This window comes from Arcobacter sp. CECT 8989 (assembly GCF_004116715.1).
Classification (GTDB): domain Bacteria; phylum Campylobacterota; class Campylobacteria; order Campylobacterales; family Arcobacteraceae; genus Halarcobacter.
In genome coordinates, this window is record NZ_PDKE01000010.1 from 107,054 (window position 1) to 124,077 (window position 17,024).

The window sequence follows — 17,024 nt, forward strand, 5'->3', positions numbered from 1 at the left end:
AATAATTTTATGATAGCATAATGTAATAAATTAAATTTATTACATCTTAATATGAGAGTATTTACTTATGAAAATCGTAGGGAAAAAAGAGTTAATTTCCATAATTGATTTAGAACTTTTTGAATTAGATGCTAAAGTTGATACAGGAGCAGATTCTAATGCTTTGCACTGTGATGATATTAAGATTGAAAATGACGTAGTACACTTTACACTACTTGATGATATTCATCCTTCTTATCATGGCAAAAGAATGAAAATGCCCCTTTATAAACTAAAAAAAGTTAGAAGTTCAAATGGACAACTACAAATAAGACCATCTATAAAAGTTACTGTAGAATTTATGGGGAAAAAATATAAGAGTGTAATTACTCTTACAAATAGAGCTGATATGAAACTACCTATGCTAATAGGCAGAAGATTTTTAAGTGAAAAATTTCTAGTTGATGTATCAAAAGAGTATTTATCTAAACAATAAGTGAGAAAAAATGAAAGTATATATTTTATCAAGAAATTCTAGTCTTTACTCAACACAAAGATTAGTAGAAGCTGGAGAGCAAAGAGGTTGGGAGATAAGAGTAATCGACTATCTTAAATGTACAATTGAGATTATTAAAGGTGAACTTTTAATCAACTACTTAGGTAAAAAACTTCCTGTTCCAGATGCTATCATTCCAAGAATTGGTGCAAGTAGAACATTCTATGGAACTGCTATGGTTAGACACTTTGAGATGATGGATGTTTTTAGTACGTCTGGAAACCTTGCTATTGCTAGAAGTAGAGATAAACTTAGAAGTTTACAAGTTTTATCAAAAAATAGTGTTGATATGCCAAGAACTGTTTTTGCCTCAAATAAATCTAGTGCAAAAGATGTTATTGCTTTAAGTGGTGGAGCACCCTTAGTTTTAAAAATTTTAGAAGGAACTCAAGGGGTTGGTGTTGTTTTAGTTGATAGTGAAAAAGCTGCAAAATCAGTTCTTGATGCCTTTTATGGAATGGATGTAAACTTATTAGTTCAAGAGTTTATTGAAGAAGCTGGAGGAGCTGATATTAGAGCTTTAGTGGTTGGTGGTGAAGTTGTTGGAGCGATGAGAAGACAAGGTGCAGAAGGTGACTTTAGATCAAACTTACACCAAGGTGGAAGTGCAACTTCTTATAAACTAAATAGAAAAGAGAAATCAACGGCTTTAGCAGCTGCAAAAGCTATGGGTCTTGGGGTTTGTGGAGTTGATATGATTCCATCTAGTCGTGGTCCTCTTGTAATGGAAGTAAATTCAAGTCCAGGATTAGAAGGAATAGAAAAATCAACTGGTATTGATATTGCTGGAAAAATTATGGACTATATTGAAAAAAGTGTACCAACCCCTGGAGATAAAAAAAGAAGAATTAAAAGAGATAGTATCGGAGCATAAACTATGAAGAAGCTAATAATAGCTGATACTGAAATAGAAGCAAATTCAAATATAACTTTGGATTTAAAGCTTCCAAAACTTTATCATTCTCCCATGAAACTACCTATTAGAATCATAAGAGGAAGAAAAGATGGTCCAACTATTTTTGTAAGTGCTGCAATTCATGGGGATGAATTAAATGGTATTGAAATCATTAGAAGACTAAGAAAATTAACTATTCTTAAAAAGCTAAAAGGAACTTTAATTTTAATACCTATTGTAAATACCTATGGGGTTACAACCTTATCAAGATATATGCCAGATAGAAGAGACTTAAATCGCTCTTTTCCTGGTTCAAAAAAAGGTTCACTAGCTAGTAGAATTGCAAAAATATTTTTTGATGAAATCGTTACAAAATGTGATTTTGGAATAGATTTACATACTGCTTCTATTCATAAATCAAACTTACCACAAGTGCGTACAGACTTGAACAACCCTTTTACATATAATCTTGCAAAGGCCTTTGAAGCACCTGTTGTTTTACACTCAGAGCTAAGAGATGGTTCTTTAAGAGAAGAAGCTCAAAATAAAGGAATTCCTGTTTTACTTTATGAAGCAGGAGAAGCACTAAGATTTGATGAAAAATCAATTAGAATTGGAGTAAAAGGCATTGTAAATGTCTTAAGAGAGACTCAAATGCTTCCTAATACAACAAAAAGAAAAAAGTTTTCTCTTCCTATTATTGCAAGAACGAGTCAATGGATTAGGTCAACTGAAAGTGGAATTATACGAACTATTAAAGGCTTAGGTGAAACAGTTAAAGAAGATGAAGTTATAGCTTATGTTGATGAACCTTTGGATGATATGAGTTATGAGATAAAAGCTGCCTTTGATGGAATAATAATTGGAAAATCAGAAATTCCTTTAATACAAGAAGGGGATGCTATTTTTCATATTGCAAAGTTTAAAAACCTAGAAACAGCAGAAAATAAAATAGAGTACTTCCATGAAGATGCTATTGTAGATAATGAATTTTCAGAATTAGGAAAAGAAGAGATTATATAAAATAATCTTACAAGGAAGAGCTTAGGAGTCTCTTCCTTGTTTATTAATCATTAGATTAGAATGAATACTCAACTGTTAAAGTTAATTTATCGTAATCATTGTCACTATCTTCAGCATCAAGATTTACGTATAATGCACCAATAGATAAGTTATCAGTAATACCATAATCTACAGTAAAATCAAACTCTTTATCTTTGTCACTACCATATTCCATCTCACCATACATAGCTCCTAGTTCAACACCAGAAATCTCATAGTTTACATTTAAATAAGTAGTTTGTGCATCTGCTTCATAAACTTTTTCACCATCTCCACCTCTTAAGGCATCAAATGGATTAATGTTATCACCTAGTGCAGCCATAGAACCAACTCCACCATTATTGTCTGTAGTTACATATCCAAGATTAAATCCAAATCCTGCAATATTTAATCTACCTTCAATATGAGCGATATCTCCATCTTTAGTTCCAGAAACATCTTCATTTGAACTTGCACCATGCACAGTTACACCAAACATATCAGTATCATAATCAACTTTTAAACCATACCAGTTAGCTAAATTATCTGCATCGTAGTAATAAGGGTTTACAACTAAACCTTTTACACCTTCATATTTTGCATCTAATACAGCAGCAAAGTCAATCTCTTTACCTTCAGACGTTTCACCAAAGTCAGCAAAATCTTCTAAAGGAGCATCTGCATCTGCAACTGCATTTCTATTTGTATAACCTAAAACAACTGTTGTATCAGGAATTGCTGTAACTCCAAGAACTGCTGCTTCATGGTAATCACCTAACCACTCTAAATCAATCTCTTGTCTACCAAGAGTTAATCCTAAATACTCATTTGCATATGAGATATTAGCAGTGTGAACAATTGCTTCTTTTTCACTTCCATCAGAATAATCATCTTCTTCTACTTCTGAAAAATCATGATTTCCTCTAAATCCAACTGCTGCTTTAAAACCATTTAACTCACCAGTTTCATAAGAAAGTCCAATAGACCCCATTGAAAAACCAGAATCTTTGTTTCCACCACTATTATCTTGTTTTTCACCATATAATGTGATATCACCACTTACAGTTCCAGCTTTAAAAGCCTCATCAAAACTATTTGCAACTAAATTACTTGTTAATAGTAATGATGCTGCGATTAAACTTATTTTTTTCATTAAATTTCTCCTTGTGTGTAATTCAACCAGTATGAATTGAATTAGAATAGTAACAAAATAAACTTTAATATTTCTTGATTATAAGAACAATTATCAATACTATATTAAATTTTTTATTTCATTACACCAATTTTCAACTCTTTCATCTGTTAAATCTTCTTGATTATCTTCATCAATTACTAATCCAACAAACTCTCCATCTACCTCAGCTTTTGAATAGTCATACTCATAACCATCAGTTGATGTTTTTCCTATAATCTTTGCATTTTGTGCAACTAAAGTTTCATACATAATTCCTAAAGCATCTACAAACTCATGTCCATAACTCTCTTGATCACCTAAACCAAAAAGTGCAACTTTTTTATCTTTGAAATCAATTTCTTGAATATCATCGAAACAATCTTCCCAATCATCTTGTAGCTCACCCTCACCCCAAGTTGATACACCTAAAACAATTGATTCACAATCGTTCATCTTTTCTACACCATCACTTGAAATATCTATTAATTCAAATCCATCTAGTTTTTCATGTATTTTATTTGCAACCTCTTCAGTATTTCCTGTACTTGTTGCATAGAATATTGCTTTCATATTTTTCCTCCTAAAATTATCTTAAAGTTGAACGCATAGAGTATGGAACTAACTTTATGTTGTACTCGCTGCTATTAATATCATTACATCTAACACTTACGTGTTTACAAAAATCATCATTTTTGGGATATACTAAATAAACTTGTTTGAAATCACTCTCTTTTATGCATTTGATTGCTTTTTTAATATGTTTATCAATATCAAGTTTTTTGCTATTTATAAACTCCCAAAAAGTGAATATTTTAGTTTGAAACATCTGTTCGTGGGAGATAATGTCAATTGAATCATCACTAACATTTACTTCTCTATTATGGGAAGAGTTAAGAATTTTATTAGATACAAATCTTTTAAAACAACTATTTCCATCTAAAAAGAAAGAGAGGTCATTTTCTAAAAGAATTGTTATTAAGTCAGTTGATTTTTTTAAATTATTAATGTTTTTGGTAAAAATAGAGTATTTTGTAGGAATAGATTCTGTCCTTAATCTAACTTTTTTTAGAAATTTATTTATTAATACTGTTTTTTCAATATCAATCTTTATATTTGAAGAGTAAGAAAAATTACATTGTAAATTAAAATATACTTTACTAATAAAAGTTTCAAATAAAGAGCTTTTATTACATAAAGAAATTTCCTCTTTTGAAAACTTCAGTGAGCAAGGTACTTGTTCATTAAAAAGTTTTAAAAACATTAATCTTTGATTTACACTACTTTGAAATTTATCAAAAGAAGGAAGAAACTCATTCTTACTATTAAAGCCAAATCTTTTCATTTATGCTCTTGACTCAAAAAGTAATTCATTTGTTAATGTAACAACTCTTTGTTTATCTAAATCTTTATATCTCATATTCATTAGCTTTACAATTGAACATAGCATTTTTGAATTTGCCTCTTGTCCTGAGTTTCTAATAACACTTCTTATCTCTTTTCTTAAAATTAAATTTGACATCTCTTCTCCTTTTGTCTTTTACTTTTTACCTAAGATTCTAATATCTATATTTGTTGTAAATTTATACTTAATATAATTTCTATCTAATATATGAGTTATAGCCAAGAACTCATCTAAATCAGCATCAGAAATATCCTTTAAATTTACAACTCTACTTGTTGTTGACTCATACTTATAGTTTTTAAAACCATTAAGTTCATTTATTACTAATTCACTCATCTAAGCCTCACATTTTTTAATATTTAAAAACTTACAAACCTCACAATACACTGAGCTAGCACTTCTTTTTGTACAAATAACTGGAATATTTTTCTTTTTTGCTTCCTTTCTATATTTGTACATTGCATTATGATTTACAAAGTCTGTTAACATTAATACATAATCTGTATTTTGTGGAATATCTTTTCTACAAGCACTTGATTTTTTTCTTGTGTCCCAATGAGTTATTGAAAAGTTTCCTAACTGATCTAAAATACCTTTTATAGTATCTATTTTGTCTCCACCAATAATTAAAACTGACATCTCTCTATCCTTTAAATGATAATGAATATCAGTATATTAACAGTACTAAACTTAAGGTTTCATTATATTGATAACCATTATCATAAAATATTTGAAAACTTTTATTACTTTTTTTATATAATTAATAATAACTATACTTGAGGTCAATAATGAAAATTTTATTTACAATTTTATTATTTATTAACACTTATTTATTTGCCATTGAAATACAACCTCTTACTGAACCATGGATTCCATATCAAATAGAAAATAAAGATGGCTTATCTGGAATTAGTATAGACTTAATAAAAGAGATACAAAAAAGAATAGGAAATAAAAAAGAGATAAAAGTCTTTCCCTGGAAAAGAGCATATAATATAACATTGAGAAAAAAAGGTTATGCCTTATTTTTAACTGTAAAATCAAAAGAGAGAGAAAAGCTTTTTAAATGGGTAGGGCCTATTGCATCAGTTAAAATGAGATTCTTTAAAAATGCCTCAAGAGAAGATTTAGACATAAGAACTCTTGAAGATGCAAAAGAAGTAAACTCCATTATAGTTGAAGGAGACACTGTAACAGTTGATGTGTTAAAAAAACTAGGCTTTAATAACCTTGATTTAAATACATTAACTAGTCATAGATTAAATAAACTCTTAGAAAATAAGACAGACCTTTTTCCTACAGATGAAGTATCTTTTATCTATAATCTTAAACAACAAGGGTTAGATAAAAAAATCATTCCTGTAAAAATGGAAGCATTTTTCGAATCAAAACTATATATTGCATTTAATAAAGAGACAAGTGATGATATAATAAACCGTTGGAAAGCAGCTTTTGAAGAGATTAAGGCTGATGGAACATATAACAAAATTTTAGAAAGATATTAATAATATTGTGAATAGAAGAAGTTTAAAAAGGTTTTCTTATACTTTTATCCCTGCCCTACTGTTAATACTGATTTACTTATTTGTAGATTTTGCTTTAAAGAAATACTTCTTAGAAACAAATGAACAATCTATAGAAGATTATGAAACAAGAATAAATACTACACAAAATATAGACAAGACTGCAAACATAATTGCAAAATCAAGTGTAATTTACCTTTCAAACTTTGCCATAGATGGTTTAAAAGATAAGATTGAATTAGACTTTCAAAACAGTTTTATAGAAGCAATAGTAATAAAAGACATTTATTTAAATGAAAATCTCATATCTGCTTATAGAGATGACAATAATGAAATAGTTTTTACGAATAAACTTCCAAAAAAATATAAACTTTTTGATTATATTAAAAAAGATATTATCGAAAAAAAAGAGTATACCTATAACAACTTAGGTGAATTAACAATATACTTTAAAGATAGTTCTTATTTTAAACAAGTAATTGCATTTTCAAAAAGTGAAATAGAGTTTTTAGAAAGAAATAATAGTTTTAAAATATGTGTTGCTCCTAATTGGGCACCTTTTGAAAGAATTGAAGATGGCAAATATATAGGTATTGCTGCAAATATTTTAGATATTATGACAAGACAACTTAGTATTGAAACAAAACTAGTACATACAAATTCTTGGGAAGAATCATTAAAGAAAGTAAAAGATAAAAGGTGTGATATCTTACCTCTTGCATTTCCTTTAGAAGAAAGAAAAGAATTTTTAAACTTTACAACTCCATATATTAGATCAAATATTGTTGTTGCTACAAAGGTAAATGTCCCTTTCTTCGATAATATTACTCAGGTTAAAAATAGAAGTTTTGCTGTTTTAAAAGGACACTACTTATTTGAAATGCTTAAAAAAAAGTATCCAAATGTAGATATTATTAAAGTTGATACTGTTGAAGAAGGATTGATTAAAGTTGAAACAGAAGAAGTCTTTGGTTTTATTGATAACTCTGTTGTTATCAATCATATTATTCAAAAAAACTTCATAGGTTCTGTTGCTGTATCAGGTAAACTAAATGGAGAGATGAACCTTGCTCTTGCTACTAGAAAAGATTTTCCTCTTTTAAATAGTATATTTGAGAAAGCGCTAACAATCATCTCAAAAGAAACAAAAGAAGAAATCCTTAATAAGTGGGTTAAAACAACTTACCAGATAAAAACAGACTATACTTTAGTTTGGCAATTATCACTCGTCTCTTTATTTATTATTATAATAACTTTATATTGGAATAGAAAACTAACTCTTTTAAATAGACAGCTACAAAAAGAGAGAAATAAAGCTTATGAAGCAACAAAAGCAAAAGCCAAATTTTTAGCAAATATGAGTCACGAGATTAGGACACCTATGAACTCTATAATAGGAATGAGTCATCTAGTTTTAGAAACTGATTTAAAAAAAGAACAAAGAGAATATATAGAAAAAATAGATAAAGGTGCAAACTCTTTACTTCGAATTATCAATGATATTCTAGACTTTTCTAAAATTGAAGCGGGAAAAATAGAGTTTCATAGTGCTCCTTTTAGATTAAGAGAAGTAATTAGTGATTGTATTGACTACATTGATATTGACCTAGAAGAAAAAAATTTAGAATTTATTTTAGAGTATGATGAAAACTTAAGTGACTACTATTATGGAGATAAGTTAAGAGTATCACAAATCTTTACAAATATTTTACACAATGCAGTAAAGTTTACAAAAGAAGGTTTTATTAGGTTAAAAATTGAGCAAAAGGAAAATAGTATTATCTATATTGAAATAGAAGATAGTGGTATTGGACTTAATAAATATGAAGAAAAAAAGATATTTGAATCCTTTTCACAAGGAGATTTAAGTACTTCAAAAAAATATGAAGGTACAGGTTTAGGTCTTGCCATCTCTAAAGATTTAGTTCACCTAATGAATGGAAAAATTTGGCTAAAATCAAAAAAATCTGAAGGTACTACTTTCTTTGTAGAATTAGAATTAAAAGCTTGTTCAAGGGAAGAGGACAAGATAGCAAAAAGTGTAAAACCAGATTTCTCAAATAAAACAATTCTACTTGTTGAAGACAATAAACTAAATCAGCAAATTATTGCAGGTATCCTAAAAGGTACAAATGTAAATCTTGAAATTGCTTCTACAGGGAAAAGTGCAATAAAATTAGTAAGAAAACCTACTTCTATCAATTTAATTCTTATGGATATTCAAATGCCTGATTTAGATGGTTATGAAACAACTCAAATTATTAGAAAGAGAAATAAAAAGATTCCTATAATTGCACTTACGGCAAACAGTCAAGATGAAGATATTAGAAAATCATATGAAAGTGGAATGAATGATCACTTAAAAAAACCAATTCAAATTCAAAAACTTTATGATACTATAAAAAAATATATATAAAAAATATCTTTTTTATATATTTTATCTCAAATTGAGACACTTTTGAGACACTCTTTTAGTACAATACCCTATGAGAATTCTAATTTATGATAATAGTAAACAGAACTTAGAAAAGTTTTGTAATATGATTGATCTTTACCCTATTGAAATTATAGTTGACAAGGCATCTAACTATAAAGATATTCTTTATTTTTTTGATAATCACTACTATGACAAAATATTTATAGACTATAATGATGATATAGGGAAAAAACTTTTAGACAAAATTATAGAAAAAAACCCTTTACAAAAAATATTTCTTTTAAGTGATAAAGATGATTGTCCCTTAGAAAAAAACTGCGAACTCTGCAAAAATAAATTTAAAAAAAATATCATAATAAAACCTTTATCTCAAAATCAATTAACAAAAATCATAAGTAGAAAATTTACTTGTGAAAATGAGTTTTTATCTACAAAAGAGTTTAATTTAGAAAAAATAAAAAAAAGAGTACAACTTGAATATCCCTATTTAAAGTTCGAGTATTGTAAAGATAGAGACTCTTTTTTATCTGATAATATTCCAACCTCAGCTTTAGTCTTTGTAACAGACCTTTTAAATCAACATGAAATTCCTTTTCAAGTAACTCATAAAAACCAAATTGTTATTCAATAAAAATAAATCTTAATGATTTTTTTTATATAGTTATCTTCTAAAAATAGGATAGAGAATGAATAGTCAAGAAGCTGTATTAACTATAAAAAATTTATCTTTTGGGTATTCAAAGGATAATCTTATATATAAAGACTTTAATCTAGAAGTTAAAAACAATGAATTAATATCAATTGTAGGAACAAGTGGAAGTGGTAAAAGTACTCTATTTGAACTTATATCAAAAAACTTAAAACCTATAAAAGGAACTATAACTTCAAAAAAAGTATCTTGTATTTACCAAGACCCCTACAGCTCTTTTCATCCATCATTTAAAATTATTGATCAAATAAAAGATGTAATTGAGACTTCAAAAAATTTAGAAAAAAAATTACAAACTCTTTTAGAAAAACTAGACTTATCTATAGAATTAATCGATAAAAAACCTCACGAACTAAGTGGGGGACAACTTCAAAGATGTTCTATTTTAAGGGCACTCCTTATGGAACCTGATTTATTATTAGTAGATGAACCTACCTCAGCTTTAGACAATATAGTTGCTATTGAAGTAATGAAATTATTAATAAAAAATTTAGATAAATGTGGTATGCTTCTAATTACTCACGATAACAGTCTTGCCAACTGGAGCAGCGATAAAATTATTAATTTAAACGAATAACAAAAGGATTAAAACAAATGAACAAAACTCCTACAAAAGCACTAGTACTTTTAAATATGGGTGGGGCAAGAAATAAAAACGAATTAAAAATGTTTTTAACAAATATGTTCAATGACAAAAATATTTTAACTGTAAAAAGCAATTTACTTAGGTCATTTATTGCAAAGTTTATTGTTACAACAAGATTAAACTCAGCATGGGAAAACTATGAAGAAATCGGTGGATATTCACCATTAAACCCTTTGACTGAACAACTTGTTGATAAGTTAAATAAACAATTGCAAGAAGTAGAAACTTTCCAAGTTATGAGATATACACCTCCTTTTGCAAGTGAGTGTATAAAACAATTAAAAGAAAAAGGTATTAAAGATGTAGTATTACTACCCTTATATCCTCAATACTCAACTACTACAACAAAGTCTTCATTAGAAGATTTTGAAGAAGTAGCAAAAAATGAGTTTAATCTTACAGTTATAGAACCATTTTATGAAAATGATATTTATAATGATGCAATTATAAACTCTATTACAAAAGAAGTATCAAATGCTAGAAGTGAAGATTTTAACTTAATTTTCTCAGCTCATGGTTTACCTCAAAAAATAGTTGATGCAGGTGACCCATATGAGAAACAAGTAAATGACCATGTAGAAATACTATCAAAAAAATTAGAGCAAAAAGGTATCAGATTTAAATCTATCTCTTTAGCTTATCAATCAAAAGTTGGACCAATGAAATGGTTAGAACCTGCTTTAGATGATGAACTAAAAAAATACAAAGATGATAATGTACTAATCTACCCTATTGCCTTTATTGTTGATAACTCTGAAACAGACTTTGAATTAAGTATTGAATACAAAGAAGAAGCAGATGAAATAGGAATAGCTGATTATAGAGTTTGTAAATGTGTAAATGATGATGATATTTTCATTGAAGCAATAAAAGATATCACAAAACTCAATTAATATTTTAAGAATAAAAAAGACTAAGGGTATAAATGAAAATAGAAGGTGTTCTTTTAAAACTAGCACACGATGCTATTAACTACGAGTTTGATAATACAATTTCAATTGACAACTCTTTAAAAGATACATTTTCTATTCTTAATGAACAAAGAGCTACCTTTGTTACACTAAACCTAAACAATAATCTACGAGGTTGTATGGGCAGTTTAGTAGCCCATAGAACACTTTTTGAAGATATTATACATAATGCAAGGGCTGCAGCTTTTAGTGATTTTAGATTTAATAGATTATCACCTGAAGAGTTTCAAGATATTGAGATAGAGATTTCTATCTTAACTCCTGCACAAGTTTTAGAATACAAGAACCTAGAAGATTTAAAACAAAAACTTATTCCAAATAAACATGGTGTTATTTTAGAATTAGATGGGAAAAGAGCAACTTTTCTTCCACAGGTTTGGGAACAACTTCCTACTTTTGAAGCTTTTATTTCTAACCTTTGTAAAAAAGCAGGTCTTGACCCAAATAATCTGCCAGGCTACCCAAAAATTCAAACCTACGAAGTTGAAAAAATAAAGAAGTCTTAATATGAATTATTATGAGAGTTCAAAAAATGGTAAGCTAAAATGTTTACTTTGCTCTTATTATTGTGATTTAAAAGATGGACAAATAGGTGTTTGTGGAGTTAACAAACATCTCAATGATAAAATTGAGTGTTTAGTTTATGGTCATATTAGTGCTTTTAATATTGACCCTATAGAAAAAAAACCTCTATATCACTTTTTACCAAAATCAAAATCCTTATCTTTAGGAACTGTAGGATGTAACTTTCATTGTAATTTCTGTCAAAATCATGGAATCTCACAAGAAAAGAAGATAGATAAATCAAACTATATTTCACCAAAAGATGTAGTGACTATTGCAAAACAAAGAGGATGTGAATCAATTTCATATACTTATAATGAACCAACTATCTTTTATCCCTTTGCAAAAGACATTGCCCTTGAAGCAAAAAAATATGGTATAAAATCAGTATTTGTTAGTAATGGTTTTGAAAGCAAAGAAGTGATTGATGATATGAAAGGTATTATTGATGCAATAAATGTAGATTTAAAATCTTTTAATGAAAGTTATTACAAAAAAAGTCTAGGTGGAAATTTAAATCAAGTTTTAGAAAATCTAATTCATCTTAAAACAAATGGTATTCATACTGAAATTACAACTTTACTAGTCCCTACAAAAAATGACTCGAAAGAAGAGATAACAAATATTGTAAAGTTTATAAAAAACAATCTTGGTGAAAATACAGTTTGGCATATTTCTGCTTTTCATCCTGATTATAAAGAAACAAATCTTCCTAGAACTTCCTTTGAAAAACTAAAAGAAGCCTATGAAATAGCAAAAGAGTATGGATTAAAGTATGTATATATTGGAAATGTAGGATATGAAAATAATACATATTGTTCAAACTGTAATGAACTTCTTATATCAAGAGAGTTTTTTGATGTAAAACAATATAATCTAAAAAATGGGGCATGTCCAAGATGTAAGAAAAAACTTGAAGGAGTCTTTGATGGATATTAGAAAAACAGTTGTAAGTGGAAGTTTTTATCCAGATACTAAAGAAGAAATAAAAAGATACATTGAACATTTTAACTCAAATTTTACACTTGAAAATGAACTTGAAATGGATATTAAGGCTTTAATAGTTCCCCATGCAGGATATATCTATAGTGGTTTTACTGCAAACTTAGCTTACAATATTGCCTCACGTAAACAGTTTGATAATATCATTGTAATAGGTCCTTCACATAAACACTATTTAAAAGGTGCTTCAATTGCATCTTATAGTGAATATGAAACTCCTTTAGGAAACATTAATATCAATACTGAGCTAGTAAATAAACTTAGAGCAGAGTTTGACTTTTTATGTTTTGATGAAAATGCACATTTTGAACACTCAACTGAAACTCAAACTCCATTTATAAAAAACTATTTCCCTAATTCTAAAATTATAGAGATAGTATATGGAGAGCTTGATTTTAAAGAGTTATCACTCTTAATTGATGAGTTAATAAAAGATAAAAATAACTTAATAGTAATAAGTACAGATTTAAGTCATTTTTATGACTTGGAAACAGCAAAACGTCTTGACAATATTTGCCTAAATGGTATAATAAATAAAGACTTGTCACTACTAGACAAACCTTGTAAAGCCTGTGGAAAAACAGGAGTAAAGGCAATTATCAATAGTGCTATAAAAAATAGTTTTATTACTAAGCATTTACACTATTGTACAAGTTATGACGTGAGCAAAGATGATAAAAGTGTTGTTGGATATACTTCATTTTTAATTGGAGAAAAAACCTAAAATAATGTTATTTACACTGAAGAAACTGATTTCTGCTTTTTTGATGCCTTTATCTATTGGTCTTACCTTATTTATTATTGGACTATTTTATTTATTAATCCAAAAACAAAATAGAGCAAACTTTTTTATAATTATTGCTTTTTTATGGACAGCACTTATTGCTTATTCACCCTTTTCAAATGCAATGATTCAACCATTAGAAAACAAATACCCTTCATATTTAAAAGTTGATAAATCAATTAACTATGTTTTAGTTTTAGGTTCAGGTCATATAAATAATGAAAAACTTTCTGATGTTTCACAACTTTCAAGAACAGCTTTAATGAGACTTTCTGAAGGAATAAGAATCTACAAAGAACTTGATAATGCTAAACTTATCCTTTCTGGATATGGGGATGATCAAAAACTATCAAATGCACAAATGATGAAAAATGTTGCACTTAAATTTGGACTAAATGAAGAAAATATTATTTTACATGAAGAAGCAAAAGATACAAAAGAGGAGTCTAACTATACAAAAAAGACTTTAGAAAAAGAGCCTTTTATTCTTGTTACTTCAGCTGCTCATATGCCAAGGGCTATGAAAATATTTGAAGCAAACTGGCTAAATCCAATTGCTGCACCTACTGATTACTTATCAAAAAATGATGGTTCATACTTAAGTGTACCAAAAGCTTCAAATCTTAGAAAAACTGAATCTGCAATGCATGAATATCTTGGAATTATTTGGCATACAATAACAGAAAAAACTAAATTTCTTACTGATTGACTTTTCTTTACTTAATGTTGTATAATTGCGCCCTTAATAAGGGGTAATACAAATATAAATGAATAAAATTATTGAATTAAAAAATATCTATTTTTCATATGATAAACAAACTATACTAGAAGATATTAATTTAGATATTTTAAAAGACGATTTTCTTGCTATTATTGGTCCAAATGGAGGAGGAAAGTCGACACTATTAAAACTTATCCTAAATCTTTTAGAACCTAAAAATGGTCAAATCAAAAACTTTTTGGATAAAAACCAAATAGGATATGTTCCTCAAAATACAAATTTAAATATTGATTTTCCAATTACTGCTTTAGAAGTAGTACTTATGGGACATACTCCAAAAAAGAAAAAGCTATTTGGATACTCAAAAGAGGATATTGCTTGTGCAATGCACTCATTAAAACAAGTTAGTATGGATAAATTTGCAAATAGTAAGATTGGTGATTTAAGTGGAGGACAAAGACAAAGAGTTTTTATCGCACGTGCTCTTTGCTCTGACCCAAAACTAATGCTTCTAGATGAACCCACAGCAAGTATTGATGTTAAGGGACAAAAAGAAGTTTATGATTTATTGAAAGAGTTGAACAAATCTATTGCAATTGTAGTTGTAAGTCATGATATTTCTGTACTATTAAACTATGCAAAAAATGTTGCACACATAAATAAAAACTTAGTCTATCATCATCTAAAAAATATAGAAGAAAAATACGATGACCATGAACACTTATGTGAAGTAGAACTACTTTCTGCCCTTGGTAAAAAACAAGTTTGTTGTAACTCAACACATGTATAAAGAGAGAAAATGTTAGAAGTTTTACAATATGATTTTATGCAAAATGCAATAATTGCAGGGATTCTTGTTTCTATTGCAGCAGGGATTATTGGTTCTTTAATTATTGTTAATAGAATCACTTTTTTAGCAGGAGGAATTGCCCATAGTGCCTATGGAGGAATAGGTCTTGCAGTATATTTAGGTCTGCCTATTTTATTTGGGGCTACTGTATTTGCAATTTTAACAGCTGTAATAATTGCAGCTATTACATTAAGAAATAGACACAGAGTTGATTCTATTATCGGTATAATGTGGGCATTAGGTATGGCTATAGGGATTATTTTAATAGATATAACCCCTGGCTACAATGTAGATTTAATGTCTTATTTATTTGGTTCTATTATTGCTGTTTCACAAGAAGATGTTTATTACTTATTAATTTTAAACTCTTTTATAATAGTATCAATATCGCTATTTTATAAACAAATACTTGCAATCTCTTATGATAGTGAATTTGCAAGTTTAAGAGGTATTTCTGTTAAGTTTTTCTATACATTAATACTAATTCTTGCTGCATTAAGTGTTGTTGCAGCAATTAAGGTTGTAGGTTTAATTCTAGTAATTGCATTACTAACTATTCCTACTTTTATAGCGGAGTTTTTTGCCAAGAAACTCTCTTCAATGATGATTATAAGTTCACTATTCGCAACATTTTTTACAATAAGTGGATTATTTATTTCATATCTATATGACATTAGTTCTGGAGCAAGTATCATTATTGTTGGTGTAATTACACTTTTATTGGTTAAACTATTAGGAAAAAAATGAATAAAGAAATAAACTTAGGTGAAATAAACAACCTTAAAGTATCAAGAGTTAGTGAACCAGGACTTTACTTAAAAGCCTTAAATGATGAAGAAGTACTACTTCCAAATGCTTATATAACTAAAGAGATGCAAATAGACTCTAACTTAGATGTATTTATCTATACAGATAGTGAGGATAGACTTGTTGCTACAACCTTAACTCCTTATGGATATAAAGGTGATTTTGTAAGTCTTGAAATAGTTGATATTGCAAAGTTTGGAGCCTTTTTGGATATAGGACTACCAAAAGACTTATTAGTTCCTAAAAATAAGCAAAGGTCTACATTTAATGTAGGAGATAAAAAAGTAGTTCAAATTATTGAAGATGAAAAAACTCATAGGCTTATTGGAAGTGAAAAATTTGAATTAGAAAAGCTTGATTACGATTTTAAACAAAATGATGAAGTAGAGATTATTCCATATATCAAAACACCTTTAGGATTTAAAGTTATTGTAAATAACAAATATCCAGGACTAATTTATCACAATGAGATTTTTGAAAATATTCAAGTTGGAGATAAGAAAAGAGCTTATGTTAAATTTGTTAGAGAAGATGACAAGCTTGATATTTCACTACAAAAAATTGGAGCTAAAAAAAGTGAAGATAATCCACAAAGAGTTTTAAATATACTAAAAGAAAACGGTGGAAAATTAAGCTTTACATACAAAAGTGATGCAGAAGATATAAAAGATACTTTTGAAATGAGTAAAAAAGCTTTCAAAGCCTCACTAACAAAACTACTTGAAGATAAAAAAATTCTTCTTAGTGAAACTTCGATAAAAGCTATATAATAGCTTTTATCTTTTGATTTATCTGCTTATATAAATCTACACACTCTTCTATAGAAACCTTCTCACTTTCCAATTTTTGCAACAATTGACAGATATCATCTAAAGCGACATTTAAACAAGAGTTTTTGATGTAATGAGCCTTTTGGGCTATTGCTTCTTTCTCTTGATTTTCAATTAAACTCTCTAACTCTTC

At 28.1% G+C, this 17,024-nt stretch carries 22 protein-coding genes; 15 read left to right on the plus strand and 7 right to left on the minus strand.

Going from position 1 to position 17,024, the window contains the following annotated elements; translation table 11 throughout:
• The first annotated feature begins 67 nt into the window (after positions 1-67).
• The 3 genes from CRV02_RS10520 to CRV02_RS10530 are packed head-to-tail and all read left to right on the plus strand — an operon-like array spanning position 68 to position 2,453.
• Positions 68-475 carry a RimK/LysX family protein gene (locus CRV02_RS10520; protein WP_129090297.1) on the plus strand — a complete coding sequence of 136 codons (408 nt, stop codon included), beginning with the start codon at positions 68-70 and terminating at the stop codon, positions 473-475.
• Between the two features lie 10 nt (positions 476-485).
• Positions 486-1,409 (plus strand): 30S ribosomal protein S6--L-glutamate ligase, encoded by a 924-nt coding sequence (gene rimK / locus CRV02_RS10525; RefSeq protein WP_129090298.1) that lies wholly within the window; start codon positions 486-488, stop codon positions 1,407-1,409.
• 3 nt (positions 1,410-1,412) lie between these two features.
• On the plus strand, positions 1,413-2,453 hold the full coding sequence (locus CRV02_RS10530; RefSeq protein WP_258239091.1) for a succinylglutamate desuccinylase/aspartoacylase family protein: 1,041 nt from the start codon (positions 1,413-1,415) through the stop codon (positions 2,451-2,453).
• A gap of 55 nt (positions 2,454-2,508) precedes the next feature.
• Here CRV02_RS10530 and CRV02_RS10535 read toward each other — a convergent pair whose 3' ends face one another.
• The 6 genes from CRV02_RS10535 to CRV02_RS10555 all read right to left on the minus strand — a co-directional run bounded on the left by CRV02_RS10535 (position 2,509) and on the right by CRV02_RS10555 (position 5,686).
• The gene (locus CRV02_RS10535; protein ID WP_129090299.1) at positions 2,509-3,624 is read right to left on the minus strand and encodes an Opr family porin; all 1,116 of its coding nucleotides are present in this window, start codon (positions 3,622-3,624) and stop codon (positions 2,509-2,511) included.
• Positions 3,625-3,723: 99 nt separating this feature from the next.
• Positions 3,724-4,215, minus strand: a complete 492-nt coding sequence (locus CRV02_RS10540; RefSeq protein WP_108561364.1) for a flavodoxin — start codon at positions 4,213-4,215, stop codon at positions 3,724-3,726.
• A 16-nt stretch (positions 4,216-4,231) separates the two neighbouring features.
• Positions 4,232-4,987 (minus strand): hypothetical protein, encoded by a 756-nt coding sequence (locus CRV02_RS10545; RefSeq protein WP_129090300.1) that lies wholly within the window; start codon positions 4,985-4,987, stop codon positions 4,232-4,234.
• Positions 4,988-5,164, minus strand: a complete 177-nt coding sequence (locus CRV02_RS14840; protein ID WP_164968664.1) for a hypothetical protein — start codon at positions 5,162-5,164, stop codon at positions 4,988-4,990.
• A gap of 18 nt (positions 5,165-5,182) precedes the next feature.
• The gene (locus tag CRV02_RS10550; protein ID WP_129085548.1) at positions 5,183-5,383 is read right to left on the minus strand and encodes a hypothetical protein; all 201 of its coding nucleotides are present in this window, start codon (positions 5,381-5,383) and stop codon (positions 5,183-5,185) included.
• Positions 5,384-5,686 (minus strand): DUF2325 domain-containing protein, encoded by a 303-nt coding sequence (locus tag CRV02_RS10555; protein ID WP_129085547.1) that lies wholly within the window; start codon positions 5,684-5,686, stop codon positions 5,384-5,386.
• A gap of 149 nt (positions 5,687-5,835) precedes the next feature.
• On the opposite strand from CRV02_RS10555, the gene CRV02_RS10560 reads away from it, so the two are divergent.
• The 12 genes from CRV02_RS10560 to CRV02_RS10615 all read left to right on the plus strand — a co-directional run bounded on the left by CRV02_RS10560 (position 5,836) and on the right by CRV02_RS10615 (position 16,831).
• Positions 5,836-6,552: an ABC transporter substrate-binding protein gene (locus CRV02_RS10560; RefSeq protein ID WP_129090301.1), complete on the plus strand. Its 717-nt coding sequence runs from the start codon at positions 5,836-5,838 to the stop codon at positions 6,550-6,552.
• A 7-nt stretch (positions 6,553-6,559) separates the two neighbouring features.
• Positions 6,560-8,986, plus strand: a complete 2,427-nt coding sequence (locus tag CRV02_RS10565; RefSeq protein ID WP_129090302.1) for a response regulator — start codon at positions 6,560-6,562, stop codon at positions 8,984-8,986.
• 70 nt (positions 8,987-9,056) lie between these two features.
• Positions 9,057-9,638: a hypothetical protein gene (locus CRV02_RS10570; RefSeq protein WP_129090303.1), complete on the plus strand. Its 582-nt coding sequence runs from the start codon at positions 9,057-9,059 to the stop codon at positions 9,636-9,638.
• A 55-nt stretch (positions 9,639-9,693) separates the two neighbouring features.
• Entirely contained in the window at positions 9,694-10,293 is a 600-nt protein-coding gene (locus CRV02_RS10575; protein WP_129090304.1) for an ATP-binding cassette domain-containing protein, read from the plus strand.
• Positions 10,294-10,310: 17 nt separating this feature from the next.
• Positions 10,311-11,255 carry a ferrochelatase gene (hemH, locus tag CRV02_RS10580; protein WP_129090305.1) on the plus strand — a complete coding sequence of 315 codons (945 nt, stop codon included), beginning with the start codon at positions 10,311-10,313 and terminating at the stop codon, positions 11,253-11,255.
• A gap of 32 nt (positions 11,256-11,287) precedes the next feature.
• Positions 11,288-11,839, plus strand: a complete 552-nt coding sequence (gene amrA / locus CRV02_RS10585) for an AmmeMemoRadiSam system protein A (RefSeq protein WP_258239289.1) — start codon at positions 11,288-11,290, stop codon at positions 11,837-11,839.
• A 1-nt stretch (position 11,840) separates the two neighbouring features.
• Positions 11,841-12,836: an AmmeMemoRadiSam system radical SAM enzyme gene (gene amrS, locus CRV02_RS10590; protein WP_129090306.1), complete on the plus strand. Its 996-nt coding sequence runs from the start codon at positions 11,841-11,843 to the stop codon at positions 12,834-12,836.
• Positions 12,826-13,623 carry an AmmeMemoRadiSam system protein B gene (amrB, locus tag CRV02_RS10595; protein ID WP_129090307.1) on the plus strand — a complete coding sequence of 266 codons (798 nt, stop codon included), beginning with the start codon at positions 12,826-12,828 and terminating at the stop codon, positions 13,621-13,623. The genes amrS and amrB overlap by 11 nt, the downstream gene beginning before the upstream one ends.
• Positions 13,624-13,627: 4 nt before the next feature.
• The gene (locus CRV02_RS10600; RefSeq protein ID WP_129090308.1) at positions 13,628-14,392 is read left to right on the plus strand and encodes an ElyC/SanA/YdcF family protein; all 765 of its coding nucleotides are present in this window, start codon (positions 13,628-13,630) and stop codon (positions 14,390-14,392) included.
• Positions 14,393-14,450: 58 nt separating this feature from the next.
• A complete protein-coding gene (locus CRV02_RS10605) occupies positions 14,451-15,194 on the plus strand; it encodes a metal ABC transporter ATP-binding protein (protein WP_129090309.1) in 744 nt (247 codons plus the stop codon).
• A gap of 9 nt (positions 15,195-15,203) precedes the next feature.
• Complete coding sequence (locus CRV02_RS10610) at positions 15,204-16,001, plus strand: metal ABC transporter permease (protein WP_129090310.1); 798 nt, start codon at positions 15,204-15,206, stop codon at positions 15,999-16,001.
• A complete protein-coding gene (locus tag CRV02_RS10615; RefSeq protein ID WP_129090311.1) occupies positions 15,998-16,831 on the plus strand; it encodes a S1 RNA-binding domain-containing protein in 834 nt (277 codons plus the stop codon). Before CRV02_RS10610 ends, CRV02_RS10615 begins: the two co-directional genes overlap by 4 nt.
• Here CRV02_RS10615 and CRV02_RS10620 read toward each other — a convergent pair.
• Positions 16,824-17,024, minus strand: a 201-nt coding sequence (locus CRV02_RS10620; protein ID WP_164968993.1) for an Hpt domain-containing protein, incomplete at its 5' end; no start/stop codon positions are given. The two genes, CRV02_RS10615 and CRV02_RS10620, sit on opposite strands and share 8 nt — an antisense overlap.